The organism is Sphingomonas kaistensis (assembly GCF_011927725.1).
GTDB classification, from domain to species: Bacteria; Pseudomonadota; Alphaproteobacteria; order Sphingomonadales; family Sphingomonadaceae; genus Sphingomicrobium; species Sphingomicrobium kaistense.
Genome location: NZ_JAATJC010000001.1, coordinates 454476 through 479084 on the forward strand (window position 1 = coordinate 454476; position 24609 = coordinate 479084).

General features: G+C 67.6%; 16 protein-coding genes. 6 read left to right on the top strand and 10 right to left on the bottom strand.

Going from position 1 to position 24609, the window contains the following annotated elements:
• Nucleotides 1-8: 8 nt before the first annotated feature.
• The 4 genes from trpA to trpD are packed head-to-tail and all read right to left on the bottom strand — an operon-like array spanning nucleotide 9 to nucleotide 4380.
• Entirely contained in the window at nucleotides 9-800 is a 792-nt protein-coding gene (gene trpA, locus GGQ97_RS02160) for a tryptophan synthase subunit alpha (protein ID WP_168067429.1), read from the bottom strand.
• Nucleotides 797-1981 carry a tryptophan synthase subunit beta gene (gene trpB, locus GGQ97_RS02165; protein ID WP_168067430.1) on the bottom strand — a complete coding sequence of 395 codons (1185 nt, stop codon included), beginning with the start codon at nucleotides 1979-1981 and terminating at the stop codon, nucleotides 797-799. Before trpB ends, trpA begins: the two co-directional genes overlap by 4 nt.
• Nucleotides 1971-3317 (bottom strand): bifunctional indole-3-glycerol-phosphate synthase TrpC/phosphoribosylanthranilate isomerase TrpF, encoded by a 1347-nt coding sequence (gene trpCF, locus GGQ97_RS02170; protein ID WP_209022774.1) that lies wholly within the window; start codon nucleotides 3315-3317, stop codon nucleotides 1971-1973. The genes trpB and trpCF overlap by 11 nt, the downstream gene beginning before the upstream one ends.
• Nucleotides 3310-4380 (bottom strand): anthranilate phosphoribosyltransferase, encoded by a 1071-nt coding sequence (gene trpD / locus GGQ97_RS02175; protein ID WP_168067432.1) that lies wholly within the window; start codon nucleotides 4378-4380, stop codon nucleotides 3310-3312. The genes trpCF and trpD overlap by 8 nt, the downstream gene beginning before the upstream one ends.
• A 217-nt stretch (nucleotides 4381-4597) precedes the next feature.
• Here trpD and GGQ97_RS02180 point away from each other — a divergent pair, with 217 nt between their 5' ends.
• Both GGQ97_RS02180 and GGQ97_RS02185 read left to right on the top strand, forming a co-directional pair.
• A complete protein-coding gene (locus GGQ97_RS02180) occupies nucleotides 4598-5593 on the top strand; it encodes a 2-dehydropantoate 2-reductase (protein ID WP_209022775.1) in 996 nt (331 codons plus the stop codon).
• 56 nt (nucleotides 5594-5649) lie between these two features.
• A complete protein-coding gene (locus GGQ97_RS02185; RefSeq protein WP_168067433.1) occupies nucleotides 5650-7983 on the top strand; it encodes a putative bifunctional diguanylate cyclase/phosphodiesterase in 2334 nt (777 codons plus the stop codon).
• Here GGQ97_RS02185 and GGQ97_RS02190 read toward each other — a convergent pair.
• The 4 genes from GGQ97_RS02190 to GGQ97_RS02205 form a co-directional block, all read right to left on the bottom strand.
• On the bottom strand, nucleotides 7980-10313 hold the full coding sequence (locus tag GGQ97_RS02190) for a PAS domain-containing protein (RefSeq protein WP_168067434.1): 2334 nt from the start codon (nucleotides 10311-10313) through the stop codon (nucleotides 7980-7982). The genes GGQ97_RS02185 and GGQ97_RS02190 overlap by 4 nt on opposite strands.
• Nucleotides 10314-10362: 49 nt before the next feature.
• Nucleotides 10363-11169, bottom strand: coding sequence for a LytR/AlgR family response regulator transcription factor (locus tag GGQ97_RS02195; RefSeq protein ID WP_168067435.1), 807 nt, complete (start codon nucleotides 11167-11169; stop codon nucleotides 10363-10365).
• Nucleotides 11170-11197: 28 nt separating this feature from the next.
• Nucleotides 11198-12361, bottom strand: a complete 1164-nt coding sequence (locus tag GGQ97_RS02200) for a sensor histidine kinase (protein WP_168067436.1) — start codon at nucleotides 12359-12361, stop codon at nucleotides 11198-11200.
• Nucleotides 12362-12472: 111 nt separating this feature from the next.
• Complete coding sequence (locus GGQ97_RS02205) at nucleotides 12473-14758, bottom strand: YadA family autotransporter adhesin (RefSeq protein ID WP_168067437.1); 2286 nt, start codon at nucleotides 14756-14758, stop codon at nucleotides 12473-12475.
• Between the two features lie 246 nt (nucleotides 14759-15004).
• On the opposite strand from GGQ97_RS02205, the gene GGQ97_RS02210 reads away from it, so the two are divergent.
• The 3 genes from GGQ97_RS02210 (at nucleotide 15005) to GGQ97_RS02220 (ending at nucleotide 20876) form a co-directional block, all read left to right on the top strand.
• The gene (locus GGQ97_RS02210; protein WP_168067438.1) at nucleotides 15005-16894 is read left to right on the top strand and encodes a M1 family metallopeptidase; all 1890 of its coding nucleotides are present in this window, start codon (nucleotides 15005-15007) and stop codon (nucleotides 16892-16894) included.
• Nucleotides 16895-17014: 120 nt separating this feature from the next.
• On the top strand, nucleotides 17015-19270 hold the full coding sequence (locus tag GGQ97_RS02215; protein WP_168067439.1) for a TonB-dependent receptor: 2256 nt from the start codon (nucleotides 17015-17017) through the stop codon (nucleotides 19268-19270).
• A 67-nt stretch (nucleotides 19271-19337) separates the two neighbouring features.
• On the top strand, nucleotides 19338-20876 hold the full coding sequence (locus tag GGQ97_RS02220) for an AMP-binding protein (protein ID WP_168067440.1): 1539 nt from the start codon (nucleotides 19338-19340) through the stop codon (nucleotides 20874-20876).
• Between the two features lie 2 nt (nucleotides 20877-20878).
• Here GGQ97_RS02220 and GGQ97_RS02225 read toward each other — a convergent pair whose 3' ends face one another.
• Together GGQ97_RS02225 and GGQ97_RS02230 are read right to left on the bottom strand one after the other, a co-directional pair.
• Nucleotides 20879-22492 (bottom strand): carboxylesterase/lipase family protein, encoded by a 1614-nt coding sequence (locus tag GGQ97_RS02225; RefSeq protein ID WP_168067441.1) that lies wholly within the window; start codon nucleotides 22490-22492, stop codon nucleotides 20879-20881.
• Nucleotides 22489-23724 (bottom strand): spinster family MFS transporter, encoded by a 1236-nt coding sequence (locus GGQ97_RS02230; RefSeq protein ID WP_342448424.1) that lies wholly within the window; start codon nucleotides 23722-23724, stop codon nucleotides 22489-22491. The genes GGQ97_RS02225 and GGQ97_RS02230 overlap by 4 nt, the downstream gene beginning before the upstream one ends.
• A 207-nt stretch (nucleotides 23725-23931) precedes the next feature.
• Between GGQ97_RS02230 and GGQ97_RS02235 the strand changes: the two genes are divergently transcribed.
• Entirely contained in the window at nucleotides 23932-24609 is a 678-nt protein-coding gene (locus tag GGQ97_RS02235) for a TetR/AcrR family transcriptional regulator (protein WP_342448425.1), read from the top strand.

The window sequence follows — 24609 nt, forward strand, 5'->3', positions numbered from 1 at the left end:
CTTTCCCCTTACTGGTTCAGGAGGCCAGTAGCGCCCTTGAGGGCGGTGACAAGTTCGCCGAGCGCGTCGGCGTCCGCGCCGCACTTCACCAGCGCCGATCCGGCGATCACTCCCACCGCGCCGCTGGCCAGTGCCTGGCGGACCTGCTCCGGCGTCGAGATGCCGAAGCCGAGCACCGGCGGCGGTGCTCCCGCCTCGGCGAGGCCGGCGAACAGGGCGTCATGATCAAGTGCAAGCGTGGTGCTGGTCCCGGTCACCCCGGCCCGGGCCACGCAATAGGTGTAGCCGCCCGACAGCGCCGCGATTCGCTGCAGCACCGGCGGAGGCGTGTTGGGCGCGGCGATCATCACCAGTTCCAGCCCCGCCGCTCTGGCCGCCTCGCTGTAGGGGATCGCCTCAAGGCTCGGCACGTCGGCCACGAGGATCGAATCCGCCCCCGCTTCGGCAGCGTCGGCCATGAACTTCTCCCGCCCGCGGGCGTGGAGGATGTTGGCATAGGTGAGGATGCCGATCGGCACCGCCGGATTCCGTTCGCGAAGCCCGCGGATCAGGTCGAAACTGTCGTCGACCCGCATCCCTGCCGCCAGCGCCCGCTCGGACGCGGCCTGGATCACCGGACCATCGGCGACCGGGTCGCTGTAGGGGATGCCGACCTCGACCATGTCCGCGCCAGCCTCGACCACGCGATCGAGCAGGCGCGCGCTGGTTTCCTTGTCGGGATCGCCCAGCATCAGGAAAACACCGAACGCCCCTTCATTACGCTGCTTCAGTCGTTCGAACATCTGCGCGTAGCGGCTCATTGCGCGGCCTCCGGCTTCAGCAGCTTGACCGCGCTGGCCATGTCCTTGTCCCCCCGGCCCGACAGGTTAACCAGGATGATCGTGTCCTTCTCCGCCCGCTCCGCTTCGGCCAGGGCAAAGGCGATCGCATGGGCGCTTTCGAAGGCGGGGATGATCCCCTCCGATCGCGATAGCGCCTGGAACGCCGCCAGCGCATCGGCGTCGGTGATCCCGACATATTCCGCCCGCTCGCTCTCCTTGAGAAACGCATGCTCCGGTCCGACGCCGGGATAGTCGAGCCCGGCCGACATCGACCAGGTGTCCGCGATCTGCCCGTCGCTGTCCTGCAGCAGCAGGGTCTCGGTCCCGTGCAGGATGCCCGGCGTGCCCTTGAGGATGGTCGCGCCATGCTCGTGCCCGTGCAGTCCCTTGCCCGCCGCCTCGCAGCCGACCAGCCGTACGCCGTCGTCGGCGACGAAGTCGGCGAACATGCCGATCGCGTTGGACCCGCCGCCGACGCAGGCGGTGACCACGTCGGGCAGGCGGCCCTCGATTTCCAGCACCTGGGCGCGCGCCTCCTTGCCGATCACCCGCTGGAACTGGCGGACCATGGTCGGGAAAGGGTGCGGCCCGGCGGCGGTGCCGAGCAGATAATGGGTGTCGGCAAAGGTCGCGGTCCAGTCGCGCAGCGCTTCGTTGACCGCGTCCTTGAGCGTCCGGTCGCCGGCGGTGACCGGCACCACCTTGGCCCCCATCAGCTCCATCCGGAACACGTTCAGCTGCTGCCGGGCGACATCGTCCGCACCCATGAAGATCTCGGTTTCCAGCCCGAACAGGGCGCCCGCAAGCGCCGTCGCAACGCCATGCTGGCCAGCGCCCGTCTCGGCGATCAGCCGGCGCTTGCCCATCCGCTTGGCCAGCAGGGCCTGGCCGAGCACCTGGTTGGTCTTGTGCGCACCGCCGTGAAGGAGGTCCTCGCGCTTGAGATAGATGCGCGCTTGCGTGCCCTTGCCGAGGTTGCGGCAGCGGGTCAGCGGGGTCGGCCGCCCGGCATAAGTGGTAAGCAGTTCCTCAAGCTCTGACTGGAAGGCGGCGTCGCCCTCGGCTTCGAGGAAGGCCGCTTCCAATTGCTCGAGTGCGGGGACCAGGATTTCGGGCACGAAGCATCCCCCGAACCGGCCGAAACGTCCGTCATGCTTCATCAGAAATTCTCCGGTCGGGAAGTCGCAGCGCGTCGAACAGCGCCCGTATCTTGTCGTGATCCTTGATGCCCGGCGCCGATTCGAGCCGCGAGCTGGCATCGAGGCCATAGACCCCTGTCGCCTGCGCCGCGCGGGCGTTGTCGGGGCCGATTCCCCCGGCCAGGAAGGCGCTGGCCCTGGCCGGGTGCGCGGCGACCGCGCCCCAGTCGCAGCTCGCGCCGGTCCCGCCGCCGGGCGAATCGAACAGGAGGCGGTCGCCGCCGCGCTCCTCGAAGCCAGCGGTCCAGATCTCGCCCTCGAAGCCGTTGCGCAGTTCGGCCACCGCCGAGGGCGTTTCCTGGCCGTGGAGCTGCACCACCGCGAGATCGAGAGCCTGTGCGACCACCGCGGCATCGCGCGGTTCCTCGTTGCGGAACACGTAGGTCGGCTTCATCCCCGCGCCGCGGATCGCCTCCGCCAGGGCGCGGGCCTGCTCTCGGGCGACGGCCCGCGGCGTGCCGGGCACGACGATGATCCCGGCATGGGTCGAGCCGGCTGCAGCCACCGCTGCGACGTCCTCCAACCTGGTCAGCCCGCAAACCTTTACCCGCCCGAACACCAATGCGCGGGCCGCCTCGAACACGTTGTCCGCCGCCATCAGCGACGATCCGACCAGGAAGGCGTCGGCATGGGCGCCAAGCCGTTCGACGTCGGCCCGCGTCGCCACTCCCGATTCGCTGACCAAGGTGACATGGTCCGGCACAAGCTTCGCCAGCCGCTCGGTCACCGCCAGATCGGTGGTCAGCGTCTTCAAGTCACGGTTGTTGATCCCGACCAATGTCGCGCCTAGGCCAAGCGCGCGGGCAAGCTCCGCCTCGTCATGGACCTCGACCAGAACGTCCATGCCAAGCCGCTCGGCCTCCGCCATCACGCCGCGCGCTTCGTCGTCGCCCAGCACCGACAGCATGCACAGCACCGCGTCCGCGCCATGCCGCCGCGCCTCGGCCACCTGGCGGGGGTCGACCACGAAATCCTTGGCCAGCAGCGGTCCGTCGAACCGCGCGCGGACCGTCTCCAGCGCATGGAACGAGCCACCGAAGAAGCGCTGGTCGGTCAGGCAGCTCACCCCGTCGGCGACCCCCGCATAGGCCTCGATCGCCGTCTCCACCGAGTGCGGCGAGCGATGGCCCGAGGGCGAAGCGCGCTTCACTTCCATCAGGAAGCGGGCGCCCGGCCGGCCCAGCGCCGCACGCAGGCTGCGGGTGGTCGGCGCAATCCCGGTCGGGTCGAAGCCGCGCAGCCGGGCCGCCACCTCCGTCCGCTTGTGCGCGATGATCTGCCCGAGCACGTCAGCCACGGGTCGCCTCGACGAAACCATGCAGTGTCCGCCCCGCCGCGCCCGTGACGAGCAGGTCGAGCGCCTTGCCCGCGCCTCCGGCAAAGCTTGGCGCCAGCCCGGCGGTCCACAGCAAGGCGCCCGCGTTCAGCGCTACCGCCTGCTGCTCCGCCCGGCTTCCGCCGCCCTCCAGCAGATCGCGCAGCCGCTTCGCATTATCGGCCGGATCGCCGCCCTCGAGCGCTTTCAAGGGCATCCGTTCAAAGCCGGCATCCTCGGGGGTCAGCACCAGCTCCTCGAGCTCGCCGTCCCTCAGCCGGATCGCGCGGGTTTCCGCGTGCAGCGCCACCTCGTCCAGTCCCGCGCCATGCACCACCAGCGCATGGCTGACCCCCAGCGCCTGAAGCACCTGCGCGATCCGCCGCAGCATCCGGGCGTCCGCAACGCCCAGCAGCTGCACCGGCGGCCGGGCCGGGTTCACGCAGGGGCCGAGCAGGTTCATCACCGTCCGCACGCTGAGTTGCCGGCGCACGATTGCCGCATGCTTCATTCCCGAATGGTAGGCGGGCGCGAAGAGAAAGGTGAAGCCGGTCTCGTCGAGCACTTGCCGCGCCTGCGCCGGGTCGAGCTCGATCCGCGCCCCAAGCGCCTCGAGGACGTCGGCCGACCCGCAGCGGCTGGAGACCGAGCGATTGCCATGCTTGGCGACTTTGAGCCCGCCCGCCGCCGCGACAAAGCCCGCCGCCGTCGACACGTTGATCGTCCCCGACCCGTCTCCCCCAGTGCCGCAACAGTCGGCGAACAGGCCGTCCGGCCGTTCGAACGGGGTCGCCGCCGCCAGCAGCGCCTGCGCCGCGCCGATCATCTCCTCGGGCGTCTCGCCCTTCATTCGGAGCGCGATCAGCATGCCGCCGATCTCGCCCGGCTCGAGCCGTCCCAGCACCAGCCGCTCGAATAGGTGCTGGCTGTCGTCGGCGCTCAGATCCTCGCCCGCCAGCAGGCGCGGCAAGGGATTGGGAACGGGCCCGGCGTCGACCGGCGGGGTGGCCGGAATGACGGCGGTATAGTGGGCGGTCTGGGTCATGGATCTGGCCTCGAGGAACAACAAAAAACCCGCCGGGTGAGGGCGGGTCGCATCTGGTGTGGTCAAACTGGTGGAAGGTGCAGGTGGCCTACCGCCAGCGCCATCGCGCCGCCGTCTGGATATTCCGCCAGTGATGCCAGGTCCGGAGCATTGCCCCGCGTCTTTCCGGCCAAGCGACCGCCTTGTCAACCGGTGGTCCAAAGGCCACCACCGGGGCGTGAGCGGAAAGATCGTCATCGCCGGGGCCGGAAGCATCGGCTGCTTCATCGGTGGCCTGCTCGCCCTTGGCGGTGCCGAGGTCGTCCTGCTGGCCCGCCCGCGCATCGCCGACGAGATCACCGCCGGTGGCCTTACCCTCACCAGCTTCGAAGGGTGGAGCGAGCGGCTGGAGCCCGGCCGGATCAGGGTCGACACCGATCCCGCCGCAGCGTTGACCGGGGCCGGGCTCGTGCTGGTCACGGTGAAGAGCGGCGACACGGCCGGGATGGCCGAACTGATCGCCGCCCATGCGCCCGCTGACGCCGCCGTGATCAGTCTCCAGAACGGGCTTGGCAATGCCGACCTGCTGCGCGCCGCGCTTCCGGGCCGCGAGGTCCATGCCGGCATGGTCAGCTTCAATGTGCTGCACCGGGGCCACGGCCGGTTCCATCGCGGCACCTCCGGTCCGCTGGTGATCGCGGCCGATGCGCCGCCCCTCGTCGCCCCCCATCTCGACATCATTGCCCATGACGACATGGCCGCGGTGCTTGCGGGCAAGCTCGTCTACAACCTCAACAATGCACTGAACGCCCTGTCCGGCCTGACCCTGCGCGAACAGCTTGGCGACCGTCGCTGGCGCCGCATCCTCGCCGCCGCGCAGGACGAGGCGCTGGCGGTGTTGCGGGCCGAGGGGATCGCCCCGTGGAGCCTCGGCAAGATTCCGGTCACTCGATTCCCGCGCCTGCTGCGCCTGCCCGACTTCCTGTTCCGAATCGTCGCCAGGCGCGGGGTCCGGATCGACGCCGCCGCGCGTTCCTCGATGTGGGAAGATCTCCAGCGCGGCCGGTTGACCGAGATCGACGAGCTGCAAGGCACCGTGGTCGCTCGGGCCGCCGCACTTGGCCTTCCCGCACCGGTCAACCGGGCCATTGCCGAGGCGATCCGCGGCGCCGAACGCGCTGCCGAGGGCAGTCCGCGGCTCGATCCGAACCTGCTTCTGGCCCGGCTTTCTTAACTCCGTCTCAACCCAGAAGTCCTAACTCCTGTTCGTTCAGGAGTCTCAGCGAGCCGATGTACGAAGCCCCCGACCGTTACAAGCGAATGATCGCCGCTCGGCTTCCCGACGGCGAATCGGCTGGATTTGCCCGCGAAAGCGGCTCTGCGGCGTCTCCGCTGAAGGATGTGCAGCTGATCGCCCGCGGCCAGCTCGCCCCCTTCTTCGCGCTCACCAACATCGCCGCGGCCTGCCTGTTCACGGCAGCCCTGTGGGGTTCGATCTCGCCGGTGCTGCTGCTCGGCTGGGCGGGCCTCGTCGCGGCGGCGAACTACCTCGCCATGCGCTGGAGCCAGAGCCAGGCGGTGACCTGCGTCGGGCGGGCCGGCCAATCGGTGCCGCTGACCATGATGATCGGCGACGTGGTGCTCCGCGCCGGCCTGTGGCTGAGCCTTCCGGTCTATCTCTTCCCGACCCTGTCGACGACCGGGCAGATCATTGCCGGAACCCTGATCGCCGGGGTCGGTATCGCCGGGCTCGGCCTGGTCGTGGTGTTCGCCTGTGCGGTGGCTTGGATGAGTGCCTTCACCGCCGGTCTGGTGATTGCCCTGCTGTTCATGCATTCGACGATCGAGCTCCAGCAATTGCTGGCCATGCTGTTCGTACCGGGCGTGTCGATCATCGGCATCCTCACCGTCGCGCGGTGGGCCGCCGCCCAGCTCAAGACCAGCGCCGACATGGGCTCGCAATCCGAAAGCGCCTCGCTGCTGCTGCAGGAATATGAGCAGCGCGGTGTCGGCTGGCTGTGGCAGGTCGATGCCGACAACCGCGTCATCTACATCTCCAGCCGGATGGGCTCGCTGATCGGCAAGCCGTCGACCCAGATCCTCGGCCATTCGCTGCCGTCGCTGCTCGGCGGCCATTCCGACCTCGGCCAGGTCCTGCTCGACAAGCAGACCTTCACCAACCTCGAGATGGAGTTGCGCACCGCGCGCGGCAATCGCTGGATCTCGCTGTCGGGCGACCCGATCATCGACACCGCCGGCCGGTTCGAAGGCTTCCGCGGCGTCGGGCTCGACATCACCGACGTCCGCCACACCCAGGAACGGCTGACCCACCTCGCCAATGTCGACGTGCTATCGGGCCTGCCCAACCGTGGCCGGGTCCGCCAGCTGCTCGGCGATGCGCTGCGCGGCGCCACCGCGGGCAATGTCCCCTGCGCGATCATGTTCCTCGACCTCGACGGGTTCAAGCCGGTCAACGACACCTTCGGCCACCCCAAGGGCGACGCGGTGCTGCAGGCGGTCGCCAAGCGGCTGTGCGACGAAGTCGCGGCCGACGGCCATGTCGGGCGCCTCGGCGGCGACGAATTCGCGATCGTCATTCCCGACGGGCAAAGCCGCCGCAAGGTCGAGCAGCTTGCCGACCGGATCATCGTCGCCATCGCCGAGCCTTATTCGATCGACGGCACCGAAATCCGCATCGGCGTATCGGTCGGCTGCGCGTTCGGCCCGATCGACGGCGCCACCGTCGACGACCTCATCCTCAAGGCCGACCTCGCGCTGTATCAAGCCAAGGACGCCGGCCGCGGGGTGGTGCGCTATTTCAGTTCCGAACTGCAGAGCGAGCAGGAAGACCGGGTCCGGCTCGAGGCCGACCTCCGCGCCGCGCTTGAATCACGCCAATTCTACCTCGCCTTCCAGCCCTTGGTCAGCGCCAAGAATCAGAAGTTGGTCGGGTTCGAGGCGCTGGTCCGCTGGAACCACCCGCGCCGCGGCTTCGTGCCGCCCAACGTGTTCATCCCCGTGGCCGAGGAATGCGGCCTGATGGGTCCGCTCGGCGAGCTGATCATTGAGGAAGCCTGCCGCGCCGCCGCGACCTGGCCCGCCCCGATCACCGTCGCGCTGAACGTCAGCCCCAAGCAGATCATCCTGCCCAACCTGCCCAACGTGGTCAGCCAGGCGCTTGCCCGCCACAAGCTGCCGGGCAACCGGATCGAGCTGGAAGTGACCGAAGGCGTGTTCCTCGACAGCTCGAGCCGCAGCCTCGACATCCTTGGCCGCCTCCGCGCGCTTGGCGTCGGAATCGCGCTGGACGATTTCGGGACCGGCTATTCCTCGATCGGCTATTTGAACAAGGCGGTGTTCCATAAACTGAAGATCGACGGCAGCTTCGTGCGCGATGCCGGCACCCGCCCGGGCAACGTCGCGATCATCAAGTCGATCGTCCAGCTCGCCAAGGACTTCCGCATGTCGGTCACCGCCGAAGGTGTCGAGACGGCCGAGGATTTCGAGCGGATGCGCGAACTGGGCTGCGACACCATCCAAGGCTATCTGTTCGGCAAGCCCTTGTCCTACGACCGCGCCAACCAGCTGGTCATGGGCCTCGACGCCCGCAAGCTCGCCAGCTAGCCCCCGCTCAGCACCTTGCGGACGCAGGCGGCCAGCGCTTCGGTCCGGAACGGCTTGGCAAGCAGTGCGGCGCCGGGCGCCGCGGCCCTGATCGCATCGGTTTCGTTATAGCCTGACACGAACAGGATCCGCTGCTCGGGCGCGGCCTGGCGGATCTCGCGGGCGACGTCGGCCCCCGACATGCCGGGCATCAGATAATCGAGCACCACCAGGTCGGGCATTTCGCGCCGGTATTCCGTCAGCGCCGCCTCGCCATCTGCCGCTTCGGCGACTTGGTAGCCAAGGTCCTCAAGGCTCGCGACGACGAAGCCGCGGACGTCGGGATCGTCGTCGACCACCAGCACCCGCGCCGCAGGTTCGGCCGCCTGGTCCTCGCTTTCCTCGGCGACCGCTTCCGCTTCCAGCTTCGCCTGCGAACCCTCGGCATGACGGAAGTACAGGCGAACGGTGGTTCCTTCGCCCGGCCGGCTCTCGATCCGCGCCGTGCCGCCCGACTGGCGCGCGACGCCATAGACCATCGACAGGCCGAGCCCGGTGCCCTTGCCCACTTCCTTGGTCGTGAAGAACGGCTCGAACGCGCGGGCGACCACTTCCTCAGGCATGCCCGATCCGGTGTCGCCGATGCTCAGCTCGACATAGTCGCCCGCCTCCAGCTCGGGATCGTCGCTGACAGTCACCGGCGACGTGGTGATGCTCAACAGACCGCCTTCGGGCATCGCGTCGCGGGCATTGATCGCAAGATTGAGCACCGCAAGCTCGAGCTGGGTCGGATCGGCCAGCACCGGGATGGCGGCATCGTCGAGCTGGATCCGTTTCTCGATCCCCGGCCCCAGCACGTTGCGCAGCAATGGGCGCATGTTTGCGATCAATGGCGCCACCAGGGTCGGTCGCACCTCGAGCCGCTGGACGCGGCTGAACGCCAGCAATTGCGCCGTCAGCCGCGCACCGCGCTCGGCCGCCTCAAGCGCATTCTTGGCGTAGCGCTGCAGCTTGGGGTCCTCGGCCCGGCGGACGATCAGGTCGAGCCCGCCGACCACCACCGTCAGGAGGTTGTTGAAGTCGTGCGCGATACCGCCGGTCAGCTGGCCCAGCGCTTCCATCTTCTGGCTCTGGCGAAGCTGCTCCTGCGCGGCCTTGAGCTCGGTGACGTCGCGCGCTTCGAACAGGATGTACATGACCGACCCGTCACGGTCGGCGACCGGGCGGAAGGACACGTCAAGATAAGCCGTAGGCGAGCCCGCCCGCTCGAGAATGATGTCGCGCGTGACCGGCACCCCGGTCGCCGCCAGTGCAATGGCGCCGCTGACGGCCTCCTTATGCTCCGGGTAGGCGGAGAGGGTCGGAGCTTCCCACAATTTCTTGCCGATTGCCTCGTCGGCGCGCTTGTCGCGCCAGCTCGCTTCGGTGCGGTTGAGCTGGATCACAGTCCCGTCGGGCTCGAGCAGCACCACCACTTCGCGCACGCTGTCGAAGATGGCGCGGAGACGGACTTCGCTTTCGCGGACCTCGGCGGTGCGCTCGTCGACCTGCTGGCGAAGCTCGCGCTCGGCCTCCTTGGCCACCGTGACGTCGAAGGCCGCACCGATGAACCCGATCAGCTCCCCGTCCGGCCCGAACCGGGGCGAGGACACCGAACTCAGCCAGCGATAGGCCCCGTCCGCCCTCTTGTAGCGCGCTTCCAGGCTGAAGGGCCGCCGGCTGGCCTCGCCGGCCATGCTTTCCACCACCACTCGCTCGAAATCGTCGGGATGGATGAAGTCGCGCCATTCGTGCGCATTGACCTGGTCGCGGGCGACCCCGGTAAAACTGAGATATTCGTCGTTGACGAACTCGCGGTGCCGGTCGAGCCGGGTCACCCACATGATCACCGGGGCATTGTTGGCGATCCGCCGGAAGCGCGCCTCGGATTCGCGCAAGGCCCGCTCGGCGACCCGTTGCTCGGTCACGTCGGTGACCAGGATCACGATCCCCGAGATCGACCCGTCGGCCTCGACCTGCGGAAGATACTGGGTCTGGATTGCCACCGTGCCGCGGCTGGGGTGATCATACTGCGCGGCGAACCACTGCCGCTCGCCCTTCAGCGCGGCGGCGATCAGCGGCTTGCGGATCTCGTAGGCCGCCTTGCCGATCACCTCGCCGATCCCATGCCCGAGAATGTCGCTCCGCGGCCGTTCCAGGAATTCGGCCAGCGCCTGGTTGCAGAACAGGTAGCGCTCGTTGCGGTCGATCAGCGCCAGCGGCATCGGCAGGGCATCGGCAATGCCGAGGATGCGCTTGAAGTCGAACCCTCCAAGCGCTTCTGTCAGCAAGTCCCCGCCCTTGTTCGCCATGACCGCAATCTATCGTATAGGGGCCGGGCGGCAACCAGCGTGCCGCCCCCTAGTGGACGAAACGCGCCACCACGTCGCGATAGCTGCGGCTGACCTTCACCTGCGCGCCCGAGTTCAGCACCAGGAAGCATTCGCCATTGGTGTGCGGCTTGACCTGCCGGACGAGGTCGAGGTTGACGATGGTCGACCGGTGGACGCGCTGGAACCGACGCGGGTCGAGACGCTTCTCCAAATCCTTCATCGTCTCGCGAAGGATCAGGGTATTGTCTCCGGTCTGGATGCACATGTAGTCGCCGGCGGCATCGATCCGCTCGATCGTGTCGACATCGACACGGAAGATCTGCCCCTGGTCCTTGATGTTGATCATCTTCTCGAACCGGCCGGATTCGGGCGCTGCGGCCGGAGCGCTCTCGCCAATCTCCTCGGCGGCTTCGGGGGCATGTTCGGCCAGCGCCTCGGCCAGCCGTTCGGCGTGCTGCTGCGCGCCGCGCTCGGCCATCCGTTGGCGGACCCGCTCCATGGTTGTCGCAAGCCGGTCCTCGAGCACCGGCTTTTCGAGATAATCCACCGCCTGGACCTCGAACGCACGCAGGGCATGCTCCGAATAAGCGGTGACGAAGACGAACAAGGGCGGATCGACGTCCATCAGCCCCTGGATCACCGAGAATCCGTCGAACCCCGGCATCTGGATGTCGAGAAAGACGAGGTCGGGCTTGTGGGTCTTGATCGCGCGGATCGCCTCGCGGCCGTTGCTGGCGGTGGCGATCACCTCGACATCGTCATGCGCCTGAAGCCGTAGCATCAGCCCCTGGGTGGCCAGCGGCTCATCGTCGACGAGGATGGTGCGAATGGTCATGCAGGTCCTTTTTTGGGTTCGCCGCCGGTCACAGCCCGAGCGGCCGTGCATCGAGCGGAATCTCGACGATAACGCTGAATCCCCCTTGTTCGTTCTTGCGTGTCGCGAAACGGTGGCGCTCGCCATAGGCTTGCGCCAGACGGTCGCGGGTGTTCGCCAGACCGACACCGGTCGACTGGGTGGCGACCAGCGCATCCTGCCCGCCAGCGCCATTGTCGGCCACCTCGATCCGGACGTTGTCCCCCTCCGGAATGGCGGTGACCCAGATGTCGGCGCCCGTTTCACTCGGCGTCACCGCATATTTGATCGCATTCTCGACCAAAGGCTGGAGCAGCAGGCTCGGCAACCGCACCCCGATGGTCTGCGCCTCGATCCGGAAATGCGGGCGAAGCCGATCCTCGAATCGCATCTTCTCGATCTCGAGGTACAGCTTCAGCGTCTCCACCTCCTGCGCCAGCGTGACCTGGGCGGTGGGTTCGTTGGCGAGGGTGTAGCGCAGGAAGCTCGACAGGCGCGCAAGCATCGCATTGGCCCGCTCGGTCTGCTTCAACAGCACCAGGGTCGAGATGCTGTTCAGCGTGTTGAACAGGAAATGCGGATTGAGCTGGTAGCGCAGCATCGCCAGCTGCGCGCTCGACGCCTGGCTTTCCAGCCGGGTCCGCTGGTCGATCTCCTCTTCCAGCAGCAGGTAATAGTTGATCCCGTAATAAAGCGCCGACCAGGCCGCCAGCAGCGCGAAGTTGAGCAGGATCGGGCCGAGCAATTGCACCCCAACCGGGTTCGCCCCCGGCCGCACGAATGTGGCATGGCTCCACGTCTCGATCACCGAGAAGCAGCCCGAGGCGATGCCGACCGCCGCAAGGCTCAGGATCACCGTATAGATCGCCCGCATGGTGATCAGCCGCCGGTACAGGCTCGCCAGCAGCAGGGTCAGCGAATAGCCGGTGGCGGTCAGCAGCAGCGTGTGGACGACGAACATCGCCGGCACCGCATTGGCGATGCCCGACAGCGTCCGGAGCATGAAATAGCCGACCCAGCCGGCCGATTGCAGCACCCAGAAGGCGCGGTTCTTGTCGGCGAAGAAGGGCGCGTCGAGCCCGACCGTGCGCGCGATCGGCCCCTTGCGCGGGGTCAGCGCCCGTGCCCGCCGGCGCGGCGGCGGTTCGGACAGGAGGGCGCTGTCGGTGGCCATGGCTGCGACATATAGCTTGCCGCCCCCGTCATTGCGAGCGGGCCCTGGTTTTGGACGCAGGGGAAGCGGGGCGAGGAGACGGCTTGCGGCCTCCTCCCCGCCCGCGCCGGGTCAGAACTGGATGCCTGCCCCGCCGCTTGCACCCACCTTGCTGTTGCTGTCGTAGGTGACGCCGATCCGGAACACGGCCTTGCCGTTTTCCGTGCGATGCGACCCGCCGATCGCAATCGCCGTCTTGCCGCCGTAGGTCCCGACCCCGGCCGCGAGCATGTTGGCGCCAGCGTCCATCGCCTGCGGCATGCCCGCCGCGGCAAGTGCCGCCGCAGCGCCCGCCCGGGCTTCCTTGCGCGCTTCGCCGAGGTCGAAACTGAACGCGGCGAGGCGCTGGTCGGTATAGTTGTTGGCCGACCGAAGCGCAGTGTCGGCAAGGTCGCGGACCTGGTTGAGGTTCACCGCGTCGGTCCCGAGCGTCCCCGCCGCGACATTGCGCAGCTGTACCGCCTGGCTCGCCCCCGATCCGCCCAGCGTCACGCTGGTCCGGGCCGAACTGTCATAGGCGACCGCATTCTGACTTGCCTGCAGGGCCTGGGTGGCGGTCTGCTGGGCCGCCGCGACGGTGACGTTGGTGGCCGCCAGCTGGCCGCCGTTGACCGCATCGGTCGATCCCGCGGCGACTACGCCGGCCGCGACATTGTGCACCCGCACCGGTCCCGGCGCTGCCCCGACCAGAGTCACGTCGTTGGTCGGCGTGCCGCCATTGTCCTGCGTCGGGGTCGCCGCATTGCTGTAGCGGACCGGCCCCGCATTGCCGAGATCGAGGTCGGCGACCGTCTGCGCGAGTGCATCGAGGTCGGCACGAACGTCGAGCATCACGTCCTCGAGCTGGCCGATGTCGGCAGTGTTGCCGGCCACGTCGATCGACAGATTGGTGATCGCGGTGGTGTTTCCACTGACACTGGTCTGGAGATTGGCGATCGAGGTGGTGTTGCCCGCTACGTTGGTCTGGAGGCTGGTGATCGCGCTGCTGTTGCCCGCGACATTGGCTTCGAGATTGGTGATCGCCGTGGTATTTCCGGCGACGGCCGTCTGCAGGCTGGTGATGGCGGTGGTGTTTCCGCCCACCGTCGCCTGCAGGTTGCTGATCGCCGTGGTGTTGCTCGAGACGCTGGTCTGGATCGCTCCGACGTTGGTCTGGAGGTTGCTGACCGCGACATTGGTCGTGGCGAGGCCAGACTGCAGGTTGGTGATCGCGGTGGTGTTGCCCGCAACGTTGGTCTGCAGGTTGCTGACGTCGGTCTGCAGCGTCGTGATGGCGGACGTGTTCCCGGCGACACTCGTCTGCAGGTTGGTGATCGCCGAGCTGTTGTTCGCGACGTCGGTCTGGAGCTGGCTGACATCACCCTGGAGCGTGGTGATATTGGTCGTGTTGCCCGCGACCAGCTGGTTGGTGGCGAACAGCTGCGACCCGTTCACCGCATCGCTCGACGATGCCGTCACCGCACCGGCCGCGACATTGCTGACGGTGGTCCCGCCCGCCCCGGCCAGCACGACGCTGGTATTGCTGCTGTTGCTGTACTGGACGGCGTTGTTCGACAGCTGGGCGGCGATCGCCTGGAGCTGACCGACCGTTGCGGCATCGCTGGCGGCGGTGCCGTCGGCGACGTTGGTGATCTGGCGGAACGCTCCCGGCGCGCCGACCGACACTTCGCCGGCCGACCCCGCCTGGGGTCCGCGCGACGCGATCGAACCGGCCCCCAGCGCAACGCTGTTGGCAACGGTGACCGAGGCGCCCCGGCCGAACGCGATCGAGCCGGTCCCGCCGGCGCCGACACTGGCGTCGGTCCCGAGCGCGATCGAACCCAGCGCAAGGGCATCGGTCCCAGCGCGGTTGCCGATGGCGATGGAATTGATCTCGCCGGCGACCGCTTCCTCGCCCGACGCACCGAGACCGGTGATCGCATTGCCGCCGATCGACACGCCCTTGGGGTTAGTCAGGATGAAGCTGTCGGCCTGCGCATTGCAGGGGTCGCCAGGCCCGATGAGGGTGCCGTCATTGGCGATCGCCCTGAGCCTGATGTTTGATCCGCTCGCGGCGGAGGTGCGAAGTCCGTTGACGTCGACGCTGAGCGGCGCCGGAAGTCCGGTGATGCCCAGCAGCGGATTGGTCAGCACCGCAAGCGTGCCGTTGAGATTGGTTTCGATTGGCGCATAGATGCCGGTCACGACCGGGTCGATGATCGAGGTCACGACCGACCGCGGCAGGCTTACACCAGAGCAGACGCTGATGATCGTATCGGGGGTGGCCTGCGCCTGTGCCGGTGAGGCGGGCAGGACCAGCAGGAGCGAAATTACTGCGACGGACGTGGTAGCACGAGTGTCGGCTGCATATGAACGCATGACGTTGCCATCCTTTGTTTAAGCCGAGCAGGAGGAGATTCGCAAGATTCCGTAAATTTATGATTACAAAGGGGTTTTCGGCTGTTGCTGGAAAGTCGCTGTTGGCCGCCCAAAGCACCGAACTTGCCTTGGCAGCGGGCCTCGGCCATCGCCGCAACAGGCCCATATTCAGGTTGGGCGAAGTAGACAGGATCCATCCGCAGGCGTTCGGCAGCAGCCCGCCTGCCTGTTCGGCAAGAGAGATTCATGACCCGCCTCGCCCTCCTCCTCGCGTCCGCCATTGCCCTCTCGGGCTGCCAGACACTTCCTTCCGGAACCTCCTCGGCCCCCGCGACGTCTCCGGTTCTCGCCACCGCCGACGCCGCCGATCCCCACAGTTTCGCCCGGCCGCTCGAGGCGCGGGTCACGCATGTCGACCTCGACCTCCGCTTCGATTTCGCCGCCAGGGCGGTGGCAGGGACCGCGACCCTCGACATCGACCGCCGGCCGACCGCCAGGGAGATCATTCTCGACAGCGACGGCTATCAGGTCAGCGCCGTCACCGACGCCGCGACCGGCGCACCGCTCGCCTTCGCGTTCGGCGCCGCGCAGAATGCGATCGGGCGGCCGCTGACGATCCAGCTTGCGCCCGGCACCCGCAAGATCCGCATCGCCTACACCGCCCGTGATGCCGCCGCCCTGCAGTGGCTGACCCCCGAACAGACCGCCGGCAAGCGCCAGCCGTTCCTGTTCAGCCAGGGCCAGGCGATTCTCAACCGCAGCTGGATCCCCACCCAGGACAGCCCCGGCATCCGCCAGACATGGGCGGCGCGCATCACGGTTCCGATGGGTCTCACCGCGGTGATGAGCGGCCTGAAGTCGGACGAGATCATCGTCAGCACCGGCGGCACGCAGACCTTCGACTTCCGCATGGACAAGCCGGTCGCGCCCTATCTGATCGCGATCGCCATCGGCGACCTCAAGTTCCAGTCGCTTGGCGCCCGAACCGGCGTGTGGGCCGAGCCCGCCACGTTGCCCGCCGCGGCCCGGGAGCTCGAGGACACGGAAAAGATGGTCGAGACCGCCGAGCGGTTGTTCGGTCCCTATCGCTGGGGTCGCTACGACATGATCGTGCTGCCGCCCTCCTTCCCCTTCGGCGGGATGGAGAACCCGACCCTCACTTTCCTCACCCCGACCTTCATCGCCGGCGACAAGAGCCTGGTCAGCCTGATCGCGCACGAACTGGCGCACAGCTGGTCGGGCAATCTTGCCACCAACGCGACCTGGGCCGACTTCTGGCTCAACGAGGGCACCACCACCTACGCCACCAGCCGAGTCGTCGAGGCGATTTACGGCAAGCGAGTCGCCGACCAGCAGATCGCGCTCGGGATCGACAGCCTCAACGGCGAGCTGAAGAACCTGCCAACCGCCGACACAAGGCTGGCGATCGATTTGCGTGGCCGCAGCCCCGACGACGGGCTGACCGACATCGCTTATGAAAAGGGCGCCGCCTTCCTGCGCATGATCGAGTCCAACGTCGGGCGCGATCGCTTCGACCCGTTCCTGCGCAAATGGTTCGACGAGCACGCGTTCCAGCCGGTCACCAGCGCGCAATTCCTCGCCGCCGTTCGCCGCGACCTGGTCCGCGGCGATGCCGCGCTCGAGCAGCTGCTCCAGCTCGACCGCTGGGTCTATGAGCCCGGCCTCCCCGCCAACGCCGTCCCGGCCGACGCCCAGGCCTTTGCCGAGGTCGACGCCGCCGTCGCGGCCCATGCCGGCGGCACCCTTCCGACCGCCGCCTGGGCCCGCTGGACCACCGACGAGCGGCTGCGCTTCCTCAATCGCCTGCCGCGCAAACAGGGCCGCGCCCGCCTCGACGCCCTCGACCGCGCGTTCGGGCTGGACGGGGTCGGCAATATGGAGGTGAAGTTCGCCTGGCTCAGCCTGGCGGTCGCCAACCGCTACGATCCGGCCGTGCCCTCGCTCGAAGCGTTTCTCGCCGCCCAAGGTCGCCGCAAGTTCGTCCGGCCGCTCTACCTCGCACTCAACAAGGACCAGAGCTGGGGCCGCCCGATCGCGCAGCGCACCTATCCACGCGCCCGGTCGCTCTACCACCCGCTGGTCAGCGGCGAGCTCGACAAGCTGTTCGGGCGCTAGCGCTAAAGCCGCTTCGACGCAGACATTCACTCGTGAGAGAATTAGTGTTGCAAGCTTGCGAAAGTTGCGGCACCTTCCTCCCCATGGCGCCGTCTGGCGCTACCTTTGGAGGAGGGGACAATGGGGATCCGCAATCGCCTGATCGGCGCGTCGATGGTCGCAATCGCCTGGACTGGCACCGCCTCGGCGCAGACGCCGCCGCCGGCTGATCCCGGAGCCTCGACCGAGCAGGCGGAAGCGCCTGCACCGACGCAGGGCGAGATCATCGTCACCGCCCGCCGCCGCAGCGAGAATCTCCAGCGCACGCCGCTGTCGGGCTCGGTCCTGTCCGGCACCGACCTTGCCGAAAAGGGCATCAGCAACGTCGATGCACTGCAGTTCGGCACCCCCAGCATCGTGGTCAACAACTTCGGCCAGGGGATCGACTTTAACGTCCGCGGTATCGGCAAGGGCGAGCACAACACCCAGACCGCGACCGGCGTCATCACCTATCGCGATGGCGCACCGACCTTCCCCGGCTATTTCCAGCTCGAACCCTATTACGACGTCGCCAACGTCCAGGTCCTGCGCGGGCCGCAGGGCACGATCGTCGGCCAGAATGCGACCGGCGGCGCGGTGTTCGTCAACTCGAACGACCCGATCATCGGCGGCGGCAATCGCGGCTACGTCAGCGCCAATGTCGGCAATTATTCGCAGGCCGGCTTCGAAGGCGCGGTCAACCTGCCGGTCAGTGACACCTTTGCCGCGCGCGTCGCCGTCTACGGGCTGCGCCGCGACGGCTTCTACGACATCACCGGCCCGGGCGGCGCGCCCTACACCGGCAACAATGGCGACCAGCGTCACATCGCCGGCCGCCTCAGTCTGTTGTGGAAGCCGTCGAGCCAGTTGACGATCCTGTCCAAGACCGACCTCGTCTACCTCGACATGGGCGGTTATCCGGCCACCCCGTTCCGCGATTATTACAAGAATTTCCCGATCGGCTCGTCGACGCCCAACCCGACCTATCGCGACCTCTACGACATCAGCCTCAATTCGCCGCAGGAAGCCCGCGACAAATTCTACCGCACTATCCTGCGGGTGAATTACGAGTTCGCCGGCGGGATGCAGCTGCGCTCGGTCAGCGGCTATTCCAAGGGCAACACCAAATATCGTGCCGACCTCGACGGCACCGCCGCACTCACGCCCGTCACCGCCGACCGGACCTTCTTCGACAGCGTCGACGAGCGCCAGTTCAGCCAGGAAGTGACGCTGATCTCGCCCGACACCAGCCGCTTCACCTACCTGATCGGGGCCTTCGGGGCCTGGAACAAGTATGACTTCAAGGCTCCGTTCCAGTTCGTCAGCGACAACAGTTCGGCCCCAGGCGCGGCCAGCGAATATCGCCTGCAGGGCATCAACCCCAACCGCTCACTCGCAGCCTTCGGTCAGATCGGCTTCGCGCTGACCCCGCAGCTCAAGGTCGAACTGGGCGGTCGCTACACCGCCAGCCGCAGCCGCAACGACGTCGACATCCTGCAGTTCGGCGTGCCGCTGGTCGCCGAGCAGCTCACCAAGTCGGACGACTTTTCCTACAAGGCGTCGCTCGGCTGGGAAGCGAGCCGCGACCATTATGTTTATGGCTTCATCGCCACCGGCTTCAAGCCGGGCGGCCTCAACGTTCCGGTGGGCCTCGGCACGCCGGCACCGTTCGGCCCCGAGACCGTGACCTCCTACGAGCTCGGCTGGAAGGGCTATTTCGCCAATCGCCGGATCCGCACCACCGTTGCGGCCTTCCACAACAGCTACAAGGACTTCCAGGTCATCATCGGCAACCCGACTCTGCCGGTGTTCGGGCTGGAAGTGAACGTGCCGGGCACGACCAAGATCACCGGCATCGAGGGCGAGATCGAGGCCCGCTTCGGCGCGCTCAGCCTCGGCCTCGGCATGAACGTGCTGAACAGCAAGATCGGCCGCTTCTTCGCGCTCGACCAGCGCGGGACGCTCAGCCTGTCGCCATGCCTCCCCGAGAGCGGCCCGGAAACCACGCTGTGCCGCAACCTCCAAGGCAACGACCAGACCTATGCGCCGAACTTCACCTTCAACGCCAATGCAAGCTACGACTTTGCGCTCGGCGGCGACACGGTGCTGACTCCGCGGGTGAATTTCGGACACATCGGCAAGCAGTGGGCGACCCTGTTCCAGAATCCTGCCCGCGGCGACCGGATCCCGGAGCGCAACATCGTCAACGCCCAGGTCGCGCTTCGCAGCGGCACCCTGACGCTGACCGCTTACTCGACCAATCTCACGGATCAGCATTTTCCGGCGGCGCTGAACAGCGGGCTCTATTTCGCGGGATCGCCGCGGCAATATGGCCTGAAAGTGCAGAAGTCCTTCTAAGCCGCACCCTCTTCCGGGATGCGCACGCCCTTCGCGGCGCATCCCGGTCATCCTCCGGGCGAGCACCATGCAAGACTATCCGCTGACGGTAGATCGCTTCCTGACGCATGCCGCCAAATGGTTCGGCACGCGGCACATCGTGTCGGCCCGCCCCGACGGCGCGGCCGAGCGCACCACCTATGCCGAGGTGCAGAAACACGCCAATCGGCTGTCGGGGGCGCTTGCCGGCCTTGGCGTCGGCGAGGGAAGCCGGGTGGCGTCGCTGGCCTGGAACAGCCGCCACCATTTCGAGCTCTACTTCGCGGTGATGGGAATGGGCGCGGTCTGCCACACGCTCAACCCGCGCCTGACCGCCGCCCAGCTTGCGGCCATGGTGACCGAAGCCGACGACAGGGTTCTCGCCGTTGCCGCTGACCTCCTGCCGCTTGGCGAGGAGCTGATGGCGCTGTGCGCCGGGCTCCGCCACCTGATCATCCTCGATAAAAGCGGCGCCGGCTCGCTCGACGAACTGCTGGAACAGTCCGGCAGCCCCTATGCCTGGGGCCGGTTCGACGAGCAGACGATGGCCGGCCTCTGCTACACGTCGGGGACGACCGGGGCGCCGAAGGGCGTTCCCTACACCCACCGCTCCAATTACCTCCACACCCTGCGCGCGCTCGGTGCCGACGTGGTCGGCCTGACCGCCAGCGACACCCTGCTGCTCGCGGTGCCGATGTTCCACGCCAATGGCTGGGGCCTGCCCTTCGCAGCGCCTGCGGTGGGGGCCAAGCTGGTGCTCCCCGGCCGCCAGCTCGACGGCGCCAGCCTCGCCCGGCTGATGTCCGAGGAAGAGGTCACGGTCGCGGTCGGCGTGCAGACCGTATGGCTCGGCTTGCTCGACCATCTCGAGCGCAGCGGGACTAGTTTACCGAAGCTGGAGCGCGTGCTGATCGGCGGCTCCAATTGCCCCGAAGCGCTGCTCCGCCGGCTCGAGCAAGGGCTTGGCGCGCGGGTCCAGACCAGCTGGGGAATGACCGAGCTATCGCCGATCGGGACCATGTCGCCGCCCGGCGAAGCGGCCACCGCAGGGACCTCCGGACGACCCGCCATCGGCCTCGACCTCAAGCTGACCGACGAGCATGGCGCGACGCTGGCCGACCAGCGCGGGCAACAGGGCCACCTCAAGGTCCGCGGTGCAAGCGTCCTAGACCGCTACCTCGGCGCCGACAGCGACGCGTTGGACGACGAGGGCTATTTCGACACCGGTGACCTCGCCCTGATCGACGAGAGCGGCAACCTCATCATCTGCGGTCGCTCCAAGGATTTGATCAAATCGGGCGGCGAGTGGATCAATCCCGCCGAGATCGAGGCGATCGTCGGGGACCATCCGTCGATCCGGCACGTCGCGGTGATCGGCCGGAGCGATCCGCGCTGGGGCGAACGTCCGCTGATGGTGGTCGAACGCTCGGCCGGCGGCGAGGTGGCGGAGCTGCTCGCCCTGCTCAAGGGCCGGGTCGCCGACTGGTGGATCCCGGACCGGGTGATCGAGGTCGCTGCCATGCCGCTCGCCACCACCGGCAAGATCGACAAGCAGCGCCTGCGCGCCGACTACGCCAGCGCGGCCTGAACTCAGCAGCCGGCGGCGGGCGGCGCGATCTCCGGCGCAAGCACACCGACGTTCCAGTTCCAGCCGTCCTTGCCTGCCGCGCGGCGGCGGCACATCACCGTCTCGTTGAACTCGAACATGCCCGGGAACAGGTCGCGCTCGATCGTCGGTGTTTGCGCGAACCACAGGTAATTCTGCGCCGTGCCATAAGCCGGCCAGGCGGGCGCCCCTTGGGCTACCGGCCGGCCGGTGCGCACGAAGCTGGTCCAATAGTCGATCATGGTGTCCGACAAGCGCCGCTCTGCCGCCGTTGCCGGCACCTTGGGCCAGCGCGGCGGCGTCCCGTCGAAGGTGCCCCAGGTGTAGGGCAGCTCGGACGCGTGAAAGGCATGCAACCCGGCCTCGTCCGCAGCCGGATAGCCATGATCGAACAGGTAGAGATAAGCGCGCTGACCGACTGCGGTCTGCTTGCGCGCAAGCCGCTCGGAGGTCCAGCCGTACAGGCTGTCGCGGGTCGCGGCGATCGTGCTTTCGGCATGGTCGGCGCTCGGGTAGAGCCGGAGGAAGGCGGGCGCGAGGTCGCGATAGCGGCCCGTGATCTCGCGCTCATAGTCGGCCGGACTGGCGGCGTTCTTCGGAGCCAGCATCCGCAGCGAGCGGATTTCGCCCTGGTTGAAGCCGGCCAGCACCGGCACCCGCGCCTGTTGTCCGCGGTCGAAGGCGTCGACCATCTGCTGCGGCAGGACCTCGCCATCGACCACGCCGAACGGAAAGAACCCGCCCGCGGTCGCCGCGATGGTCAGCGCCGCCGGGTCCAGTTTGCGCATCTGCGCGATGGATGGGGCCTTTAGCGCCTGGCCGAGCAACTGGCCGCCGACCTCCCACGCCGGAAGCCCGAAGCGCGCGCGCTTCAGCTCGGGCATGGAGATCATGTAGGAGCTTTGCGCGATCGCCCCGCGAAACAGTCCGCGCGCCTGCGGCGAGGTCATCAGGTAGAGCGCGCTGAGGCCGCCCGCGGATTCGCCCGCAATCGTCACCTTGGCCGGATCGCCGCCGAACGCCGCGATGTTTTTCCGCACCCAGCGCAGGGCCGCGATCTGGTCCATCAGCCCGTAATTGCCCGACCGGCCGGTCGCATTCTCCTTGCCGAGGTCGGGATGGGCGAGCCACCCGAGCACGCCGAGGCGATAATTGATCGAGACTACCACGATGCCGCGCTCGGCCAGCCGCTGCCCGTCGTACAGCGCCTCGCGGCTGCTTCCGGTCAGCAGCGATCCGCCGTGAATCCACACCATCACCGGCGCGTTGCGGGCCTTGGCCGGGGTCCAGATGTTGAGCGACAGGCAATCCTCGCTCATCGGCAAGGTGACGCCATTGTAGATGTTGGGCGCACCGCCCGACGGCTGCACGCAGGCCGGTCCGAAGGCGGTCGTGGCACGCTCGCCGCTCCACCGCTCGAGCGCCGCGGGCGGGCGCCAGCGCAGGTCGCCGACCGGCGGCTTGGCATAGGGAATGCCCTTGAACACGCTAAGGCTGCCCGAGGTCGTGCCGCGCACGGTCCCGGCCGGGGCGTTCACGACCTGCGCCGCGGCAGGACTCGCGGCGATCATCGCGAGGGAAAACAGCAGCTTGCTCATGCCCGGGCTTCCTCTTGCCGCCCAAGAGTTCGTGCGAGGCGCAGGAACAAGGCGATGGCGATCACGTAGAAGGGTGTCAGCGTGTACAGCGCAAGCTGCAGGCTGTTGGTGGACCCGCGCGCCGCGAACCAGTCGCTCGCCGCGCCCACCCAGGTCGGCCCGAGCCCGAGGCCGATAAAGTTCATCACCAGCAGCAGCAGGGCCCCCGCCAGCACGCGCCGGTTGGGGGCGCTTTCCTCCTGCACAAGCGTGACCGAGCAGGACAGGTAGAAATAGTTGAAGAACATGACCACCGTCAGCAGCGCCAGCGCAAGCGGCCACGACGGCGCCCACACGAAGGCGAGATAGAAGGGCATGGCGATTGCCAGCGAGGCGGCGGGCAGGATCGCGAAGCCGCGGCGGCTGGCCCGCGTCACCTTGTCGATGATCCGACCCGACGCCAGCATCCCGCCGCCCATGCCGACCACAATCACCAGCGCATACCAGATCGCGACTTCGGACAGGGTCATGCCCTTTTCCCGCATCAGGAACAGCACCGCGAAATTGCCCAGGCCATAAGTCACGAACTGGGTCGCGCCGCTGCCGAAGGCGGCGAGGCTCAGCACCGGATTGGCGAAGAAGGACTTCACCGTACCCCAGAAGGGCGCATGGCCCATCGGCTCACCGACCCGCCCGTCGCTCGCGCCCTTGGCCGGTTCGGGCACCAAGAACGGCAGCGCCAGCGCGGTGACGATCCCGACCACCCCGATCCCGATAAAGGCATCGCGCCAGTTGAAGGCGGCGGCGATCGACGCGCCCAGCGCGATTCCCAGCGCGGCCCCGATCGGCGGTCCCAGATTGTAGATTCCGAACGCCATGCCGCGGCGGCCCGGCGGGAAGGTATCGGTGATCAGCGCATAGGAGGGCGGAACGCCGCCAGCCTCGCCGAACCCGACCGTCATTCGCGCCAGCGCCAGCTGCGGATAGGTCCGCGCCAGCCCGCAGGCGATCGTCGCCGCGCTCCAGATCCCGCAGGCTAGGCTCAGCACCGCGACCCGGTTGGTGCGGTCGGCAACCCAGCTGACCGGGATGGCGATGAAGCAATAGAACATCGCGAAATAGAGCCCGCCCAGAAGCCCCAATTGCCCGTCGGTGATCTGCAATTCGTCCTGGATCGGCTTGGCGAGGATCGCCAGCAGCTGCCGGTCGAGGAAGTTCAGCACGTATACAAAGGTGAGGGTGATCAGGATCACGCTCGGGCTTCGGCGCCGGGCCGGTGCCGCGCCTGTGCCTATCTGCTCCGCCTGAACGCTCATAAGCCGCCGACGCCTCCACTGCCTTCGGGCGATAATGGACAGCAGCCGACTGCCTAAGTCAATGCACGCTCACTCGCGTGTGAATATCTTTTGAAGCGGCTCAGGCGGCTTGACCAATGCTGCGGCGCAGCACAGGACAGGGGCGTGACCGAGGCAGTCAAACCCGTTCGCCGCTCCCGCAAGGCCGAGCAACGCGCCGAGACGATGGAAGCCATCTACGACGCCGCCGAAGAGCTGTTTTCCAAGCACGGGCTGCACGGCGTCACCTTGAAGGACGTCGCCAAGCAGGTCGGGGTCCACCACACGCTGCTCAACTATTATTTCAGCGACAAGAAGGCGCTGTTCGACGCCGTCTTCGCCCGCCGCGCGGTGGTCACCAGCGATCGGCGAATGAAGGCGCTCGACGATTACGAGGCCTCGGTCGGCGACAAGGTCACGGTGGAAGGCGCGCTTCACGCGTTTCTGGATACCGACCTCGACACCTACATCAGCGGCGGCGAGGGGTGGCGCAATTATGCCAAGCTCGGCGCGCAGGTCGCCAACACCCCGGAATGGGGCGCCGACCTGATGGACCAGCATTTCGATCCCGTCGTCCTGCGGCTGATCGACCTGCTGCAGCGGGCGCTGCCGAACTGTTCCCGCTCCGACATCTTCTGGGGCTATCACTTCGTCACCGGCGCGCTGATGCTGACCCTCGCCCGCACCGGCCGCATCGACAAGCTATCGGGTGGCCTGTGCCGGTCGGACGACTTCCACGCGGTAAAGGACCGCATGGCCCGCTTCATGGCCGCCGGCTTCCGCGAGATCTGCGCGCAGGACTAG